Raw genomic sequence first — 7,950 nt, forward strand, 5'->3', positions numbered from 1 at the left:
ATCTAGTCCCTCAACGATGCATTAAACTGTTCGGCCAGTGCGGCCACCACGTTATCAACTACCTGATTGATATCTTTCTCTTCGAGTGTTCTATCAACCGCCTGCAGTGTTAGAGCAATCGCCAAACTCTTATAATTTGGCTCAATACCTTTGCCCTTATACACATCGAATAAGTTTAGGTCAACCAATTGATTTCCGCCAACTTTTCCGATGACGTTTAAAATATCACCAATTTTAACGCTGTCTTGTACTAAAATCGCGATGTCGCGGCGATTTGATGGGAATTTAGACACCCCTACAGCTTGAGGTAAATTTCTTTTTTCTAATGCCGACATTTCAATTTCAAACACAAAAGTAGCATTGTTGATATCTAACGATTTTTGCGCTTGAGGATGTAATGCACCAAAGAAACCTACTTTTTTACCATCAACATAAATAACGGCAGACTGGCCAGGATGAAGACCATCAGATTGCTCAGCTTTAATTTCAAAGCGGCTAACATCGTTGGTAATTGCAAGTAATGCTTCAACATCCCCTTTTAGGTCATAAAAATCAACGTTACGTTTTTCTTCAACCCAATGCTCACCATGAACCAAACCAGTAATAACGCCACCAATAACAGGCACTTGGTATACACCATTTTCAGCATTTACATCACTGATAAACTTAAGGCCGTGTTCAAATAAGCGAATACGAGGTTGTTGGCGGTTTTGGTTATACGCAACAGATGAAAGCAACCCTGGCATTAAACTTACACGCATCGCTGACATTTCAATTGAAATTGGGTGCGGCAATACCAATGCATTACACTCAGGGTGTAAAATAGCTTGCGCTTTAGGGTCAACAAAACTGTAAGTAATGGCTTCTTGATAGCCACGTGTTACTAAGGCATTACGAAAACGGCTCAGGGCAACAGTTGACTCATCATGCGTGGTCATTTTCAGTTTTGCAGTTGGTGCAACATTAGGAATGCTGTTATAACCGTATACACGTGCAACTTCTTCAATTAAATCTTCTTCGATACGAATATCAAAACGGTAGCTTGGTACATCAGCACTCCAGCTATCATTGTCAAATTTAACATCAAGTCCTAAACGCGTCAGAATATCGGTTACTTTCGCATCTTCAATATGATGACCAATAACGCGGTCTAAACGTGAACGACGTAAACGTACTTCAGTTACTTTTGGTAACTTATCAGCAGCCACAGCTTCAACAACAGGACCAGCTTCACCACCAACAATTTCAAGCAGTAACGCTGTAGCGCGCTCCATTGCATCATGTTGTAGAGCAAAGTCTACACCACGCTCATAGCGATGAGATGCATCGGTGTGTAAACCGTAGCTACGTGCTTGACCAGCAATGGCAACAGGGTTAAAGAATGCGCTTTCTAACAGAATATCAGCTGTTTTTTCAGTAACGCCAGATTGCTCACCACCAAAAATACCAGCAATGGCTAGCGCTTTATGATGATCGGCAATCACTAATGTCGATTCATTTAACTTTGCAGTGTTACCATCAAGTAAAACTAATTCTTCACCTGCGTTTGCACTACGTACTTTAATTCCACCCTCAATCGCATTTAAATCAAATGCATGCATTGGGTGACCAAGCTCTAATAACACAAAGTTAGTCACATCAACTACCGGGTCGATTGAACGCACACCACTACGGCGTAGCTTTTCAACCATCCATAGAGGTGTTTCAGCATTAAGGTTAATGCCTTTGATAACACGCCCTAAATAACGAGGACAAGCTTCATCGTTAACCAACTCTATTGATACTTTATCTTCAATTGTCGGTGCTACCGCTGGAATACTTAATGTATTAACATCAATGCTGTTCAGTACGCCAACTTCACGAGCAAGGCCTTTAATACCTAAACAGTCACCACGGTTAGGGGTTAAATCTACATCTATGATGTTGTCATCTAATCCTAAGTATTCGCGTAAATCTGTGCCAATCGGCGCGTCAAGCGGCAATTCCATAATGCCATCGCCCTCTTCGCTAATGCCTAGCTCATCAAACGCACACAACATGCCGTATGATGGTTGACCACGAAGTTTGGCCTTTTTAATTTTAAAATCACCTGGTAATACTGCACCAACAGTGGCAACAGCAACTTTAATACCTTGGCGGCAATTTGGTGCACCACAAACAATATCAAGCAGTTCATCACCACCAACATTAATTTTTGTTACACGTAGTTTATCTGCATCAGGGTGCTGGCCACATTCAACCACCTCACCTACAACAACACCATTAAATTTGGCTGCTGCCGGCTCTACGCCATCTACTTCTAAACCAGCCATTGAAAGCTGTTCCGAAAGAGCTTGCGTATCAATTGCAGGATTTACCCACTCTCTTAACCACTTTTCACTAAATTTCATTTTATTTCTTCACTCTTAACGGAACTGGTTTAGGAATTTTAAGTCGTTTTCGAAAAACGCACGTAAATCGTTTACGCCGTAACGCAACATAGTTAAGCGCTCTACACCCATACCAAAAGCAAAACCGGTGTATTTTTCAGGATCGATACCAACAGACTTAAGTACGTTAGGGTGAACCATGCCACAGCCTAATACTTCTAACCATTTACCATCTTTACCCATTACATCAACTTCAGCTGAGGGCTCTGTAAATGGGAAGAATGAAGGACGGAAACGAATTTCCATATCTTCTTCAAAAAAGTTACGTAAGAAGTCATGTAAAATACCTTTGAGCTCAGTAAAGCTAACGTCCGTATCGACCATTAAACCTTCCACCTGATGGAACATAGGTGTATGTGTTTGGTCGTAGTCATTACGATATACACGCCCTGGTGAAATTATACGAAGCGGCGGCTGCTCTGTTTCCATGGTACGAATTTGCACACCACTGGTTTGAGTACGCAACACCAACTTAGGATTAAAGTAAAAGGTATCGTGGTCGGCGCGAGCAGGATGGTGCTCAGGAATATTTAGGGCATCAAAGTTATGAAAATCATCTTCAACTTCAGGGCCTGATTTAACTTCAAAGCCTAGTTCACCAAAAAAGCTTTCAATACGCTCAATTGTACGTGTTACTGGGTGAAGGCCACCAGAAGGCATAACGCGCCCTGGTAAAGTTACATCGATAGTTTCAGCAGCTAGTTTTTCTTCTAGTGCTTTACTCGCTAAAAGCTCACGCTTGTCATTAATTGCGCTTTGCACATCTTGCTTAGCTTGATTGATTACCTGGCCTGCTTCTTTGCGTTCTTCAGGAGCAATTTTACCCAGTGTTTTAAGTAAGCTGGTGATCTCGCCTTTTTTACCAAGGTAGTTAACCCTGATCTCTTCTAGTTGCGCGATTTCACTGGCACTGGCAACTGCCTCAAGTGCTTGCGCTAATATATTTTCTAAGTTCATTCGATACCTGATCTTTCAAAGAAGGTGATTACAATTTAGTTAGCTAATGATAACTGAAAGCGGGGTCTAGATTCTAGACCTACTACAGCTTTAGCGTTGATTTTATGAAAGGAATAGTTAATTTTCGCTGTGCAGCCATGGATGCGTGATCTAATTTGTCTAATACATCCAATAATGCGCGCATATCACGACTTAAACGGGTTAATAAAAACCGCGCGCATTCGTCACTCAGTTCAAGACCGCGCATGTTAGCCCGCTTTACTAGCGCTTGTGCTTTATCATCATCACTCATGGAGCGAATTTGAAAGGTGGTCCCCCACTTCAAGCGTGATTCTAAATCAGGCAAGCTAATATTAAGCATATTTGGCAGTAAATCAGCAGTTACTACCAGCATTTTATTAGGCTCATTAAAGCGGTTGAAGAAATTAAATAACGCTTTTTCCCATGCATCATTACCCGCCACTAAGTGAACATCATCAATACATAATACATCTAGCGCCTCAAGACCATCTAAAACCATCGGGCCAAAATGTAGAACTTCTCGCATTGATAGCAGCATATTCGATAAGCCACGCTCTTGGGCTTGAATACAGGTGGCGTATAACAAGTGGGATTTACCTGAGTCTCCTAAGCCACACAAATAAGTATACTGAAAAGCTTGAGATAGCTTAGAAAAGCTATCTTTAAGGTGGTTAACCTCTAATGAGTCTTCTCCCCCAAAATAAGAGGCAAATGTTTCATCATCCGGTAAAGTAACCGGTAGCGCCATTTGCATTGGCTCTTGAGTTAGCATTAGTTTTCAACCCATTGATACTCTAGGCTTAGCTTATCAACTATGTGATAAAAAGCACGGGGGTCGACATAATCTTTAAAGGCATTATCAAGACCAAGGGCTTTTTTAAGATCGTTTACAGTGCCGGTATGATCTAGCTTAAATTCAACAGAATCGGGAGTTTTACGTATAATAACCGCTTGGGTGACAACACTTAGGTTGAGTAGACGGCGCCTTGCCAACTCTATATCCACAAAATTACCTGTCCCTTTTAAGGTCAAATTGGCAGTACGTTGCTCATAATACGCATTCGGATCGATCGCATATTCGCCAGCTAAACCTTGCGCTAAATCATCAATCATTTGCGCAACGATTTGCTGTCTATAGCCAATAATTCGGTTAGATTCAAACATTTCGTCATTAGTAAAACGCCAATCTAATACCCAATTATCGGAGTTAAACTCTTGATACATTCTAGCAGTAATACTGCGCTCAGCACTGTAACGTTTAGATGCCTCTTCTACTGGTTCAGAAAAGTTCCCCCAAACCTCAGGGACACCAACAAGGCGTCTATCCTGTAAATCAAGCAAAGGCACAACGACAGGTAATCCACGACGGCTTGCCTTATCATAAATGAGCTGCTCTAACTGTGGGTAACTTTCTTGAGTTACTAGCTCTCGTTGCCTGTTATCTTCAATCCCTAACCAGATTGCAACCAGTGGTCGTTGCATTCCCCATAATGGCAAATTAAGCTCTTTGATTAGTGCATCGATTTTTCGTGCTTCAAACTTAACTAATAATTTAAGCTCTCCGGGGATACGCTCATCATATTCAAATTTCAGCATATAATCGGATATATCTTTAGTGCGTTGCTTAGCGACTCGATTTTCATCTGCGCTTTTGTCACCACTCACTTTTACTAATACGTTAAGCAACGCTTTGCGGCTAGCGTCTAAACGAGTATCACGAGATTTATCTTCTACGACCAAAATATCTTGATATAGATCAGTTACTTCAACTGCTGATACAGAAACACAAAAGAAAATGGATAAGGCGCTAATTAATAATCTATACACAGGCAAATCATTCATGGTTTTAAACTGTTTTGATCCTAAATCAAAGCCAGTAACAAAGCAAAATTATATTTTTCTCAGTCACTAACGCCATTAAGCTCGCTTTAATGATCATAAAAAAACCTCAAAGTAAATACCGACTAATTGAAGTCGGTGCGCTACTTAATTACGGCAATCACCTAGAATATTGTCGAGATACTAAACCCACGATACGGTGGTCAGTTTGACGCAGTGCAACTGATAGCTGACGGCTGATAGCTAATATTTTCACTTTCCTGCAGACGTAAAAAAGCCCGACTCTTTTGAGTCGGGCTTTCTCTTATTTGGAGCCTGGTAATGACCTACTTTCACATAACAAATGCTACACTATCATCGGCGCTGTTTCGTTTCACTACTGAGTTCGGCATGGGGTCAGGTGGGTCCAAAACGCTATTGTCACCAAGCAAATTTGGTGTCAGTCCGTATTACTACGCACTAACTAAAATTTGGAATTTCTGATAATAAAGTCTTCAAGTATCTACTTTAGTCTATTAACTTCTTCGCTTGTTTCACTATCACATAAAACGCGTTTGGCGTTGTATGGTTAAGCCTCACGGGTAATTAGTACAAGTTAGCTTAATGGCTCACACCACTTCCACATCTTGCCTATCAACGTTGTAGTCTTCAACGGCCCTTCAGAGACTTTAAAAGTCTAGTGAGAACTCATCTCGAGGCCTGCTTCGCGCTTAGATGCTTTCAGCGCTTATCAGTTCCGAACGTAGCTACCGGGCAATGCCATTGGCATGACAACCCGAACACCAGCGGTTCGTTCACTCCGGTCCTCTCGTACTAGGAGCAACCCCTCTCAATTCTCAAACGCCCACGGCAGATAGGGACCGAACTGTCTCACGACGTTCTAAACCCAGCTCGCGTACCACTTTAAATGGCGAACAGCCATACCCTTGGGACCGACTTCAGCCCCAGGATGTGATGAGCCGACATCGAGGTGCCAAACACCGCCGTCGATATGAACTCTTGGGCGGTATCAGCCTGTTATCCCCGGAGTACCTTTTATCCGTTGAGCGATGGCCCTTCCATTCAGAACCACCGGATCACTATGACCTACTTTCGTACCTGCTCGACGTGTCTGTCTCGCAGTTAAGCTGGCTTCTACCATTACACTAACCGTACGATGTCCGACCGTACTTAGCCAACCTTCGTGCTCCTCCGTTACTCTTTGGGAGGAGACCGCCCCAGTCAAACTACCCACCAGGCACTGTCCGTAACCCCGATTCAGGGGCCAACGTTAGAACATCAAAACTACAAGGGTGGTATTTCAAGGACGACTCCACAAAAACTAGCGTCTCTGCTTCAAAGTCTCCCACCTATCCTACACATGTAGGTTCAATGTTCAGTGCCAAGCTGTAGTAAAGGTTCACGGGGTCTTTCCGTCTAGCCGCGGGTACACAGCATCTTCACTGCGATTTCAATTTCACTGAGTCTCGGGTGGAGACAGCGTGGCCATGGTTACACCATTCGTGCAGGTCGGAACTTACCCGACAAGGAATTTCGCTACCTTAGGACCGTTATAGTTACGGCCGCCGTTTACCGGGGCTTCGATCAAGAGCTTCTCCGAAGATAACCCCATCAATTAACCTTCCGGCACCGGGCAGGTGTCACACCGTATACGTCATCTTGCGATTTTGCACAGTGCTGTGTTTTTAATAAACAGTCCCAGCCACCTGGTCACTGCGGCTCCAATCAGCTTAGAGAGCAAGTCTCATCACCAATCGGAGCGTACCTTCTCCCGAAGTTACGGTACGATTTTGCCTAGTTCCTTCACCCGAGTTCTCTCAAGCGCCTTAGTATTCTCTACCTGACCACCTGTGTCGGTTTGGGGTACGATTCGGTATAATCTGAAGCTTAGAGGCTTTTCCTGGAAGTATGGCATCAGCAACTTCATCACCGTAGTGACTCGTCTCGTGTCTCAGCCTAACAGTAACCCGGATTTACCTAAGTCACTAGCCTACACACTTTCACATGGACTACCATCGCCATGCTTGCTTAGCCTGCTCCGTCCCCCCATCGCAATTATACCAAGTACGGAAATATTAATCCGTTTCCCATCGACTACGCCTTTCGGCCTCGCCTTAGGGGTCGACTTACCCTACCCTGATTAACATGGGATAGGAACCCTTGGTCTTCCGGCGTGCGGGTTTTTCACCCGCATTATCGTTACTCATGTCAGCATTCGCACTTCTGATACGTCCAGCATACCTCCCGGTACACCTTCAACCGCTTACAGAACGCTCCCCTACCACTCAGAATAAATTCTGAATCCGCAGCTTCGGTGCATAGTTTAGCCCCGTTACATCTTCCGCGCAGACCGACTCGACCAGTGAGCTATTACGCTTTCTTTAAAGGATGGCTGCTTCTAAGCCAACCTCCTGGCTGTCTGGGCCTTTCCACATCGTTTCCCACTTAACTATGACTTTGGGACCTTAGCTGGCGGTCTGGGTTGTTTCCCTCTTCACGACGGACGTTAGCACCCGCCGTGTGTCTCCCGGATATTACTTTACGGTATTCGGAGTTTGCAAAGGGTTGGTAAGTCGGGATGACCCCCTAGCCTTAACAGTGCTCTACCCCCGTAAGTATTCGTCCGAGGCTCTACCTAAATAGATTTCGGGGAGAACCAGCTATCTCCCGGTTTGATTAGCCTTTCACTCCTAACCACAGGTCA

At 43.8% G+C, this 7,950-nt stretch carries 4 protein-coding genes and 2 rRNA genes (1 of these 6 cut by a window edge); all 6 read right to left on the reverse strand.

Features of this window, described 5'->3' with window-relative positions; genetic code table 11:
- Positions 1-2 precede the first annotated feature (2 nt).
- On the reverse strand, positions 3-2,390 hold the full coding sequence (pheT, locus tag ACZ5WS_RS13720) for a phenylalanine--tRNA ligase subunit beta (RefSeq protein WP_178955648.1): 2,388 nt from the start codon (positions 2,388-2,390) through the stop codon (positions 3-5).
- A gap of 15 nt (positions 2,391-2,405) precedes the next feature.
- Entirely contained in the window at positions 2,406-3,386 is a 981-nt protein-coding gene (pheS, locus tag ACZ5WS_RS13725; RefSeq protein WP_008468473.1) for a phenylalanine--tRNA ligase subunit alpha, read from the reverse strand.
- A gap of 82 nt (positions 3,387-3,468) precedes the next feature.
- A complete protein-coding gene (gene hda, locus ACZ5WS_RS13730; protein ID WP_010392888.1) occupies positions 3,469-4,179 on the reverse strand; it encodes a DnaA inactivator Hda in 711 nt (236 codons plus the stop codon).
- The gene (locus ACZ5WS_RS13735; protein ID WP_464709182.1) at positions 4,179-5,234 is read right to left on the reverse strand and encodes a DUF2066 domain-containing protein; all 1,056 of its coding nucleotides are present in this window, start codon (positions 5,232-5,234) and stop codon (positions 4,179-4,181) included. Before ACZ5WS_RS13735 ends, hda begins: the two co-directional genes overlap by 1 nt.
- 325 nt (positions 5,235-5,559) lie before the next feature.
- A 5S ribosomal RNA gene (rrf, locus tag ACZ5WS_RS13740) occupies positions 5,560-5,674 on the reverse strand.
- Between the two features lie 136 nt (positions 5,675-5,810).
- Positions 5,811-7,950: ribosomal RNA gene (locus tag ACZ5WS_RS13745) — 23S ribosomal RNA — on the reverse strand (it continues 745 nt past the right edge of the window).

The organism is Pseudoalteromonas sp. 11L1 (genome assembly GCF_055397545.1).

What these genes read in the sequence shown, in the direction of transcription:
- pheT (WP_178955648.1), bottom strand. Translation starts at nt 2,390, where the DNA reads ATGAAATTTAGTGAAAAGTGGTTAAGAGAGTGGGTAAATCCTGCAATT.
- pheS (WP_008468473.1), bottom strand. Translation starts at nt 3,386, where the DNA reads ATGAACTTAGAAAATATATTAGCGCAAGCACTTGAGGCAGTTGCCAGT.
- hda (WP_010392888.1), bottom strand. Translation starts at nt 4,179, where the DNA reads ATGCTAACTCAAGAGCCAATGCAAATGGCGCTACCGGTTACTTTACCG.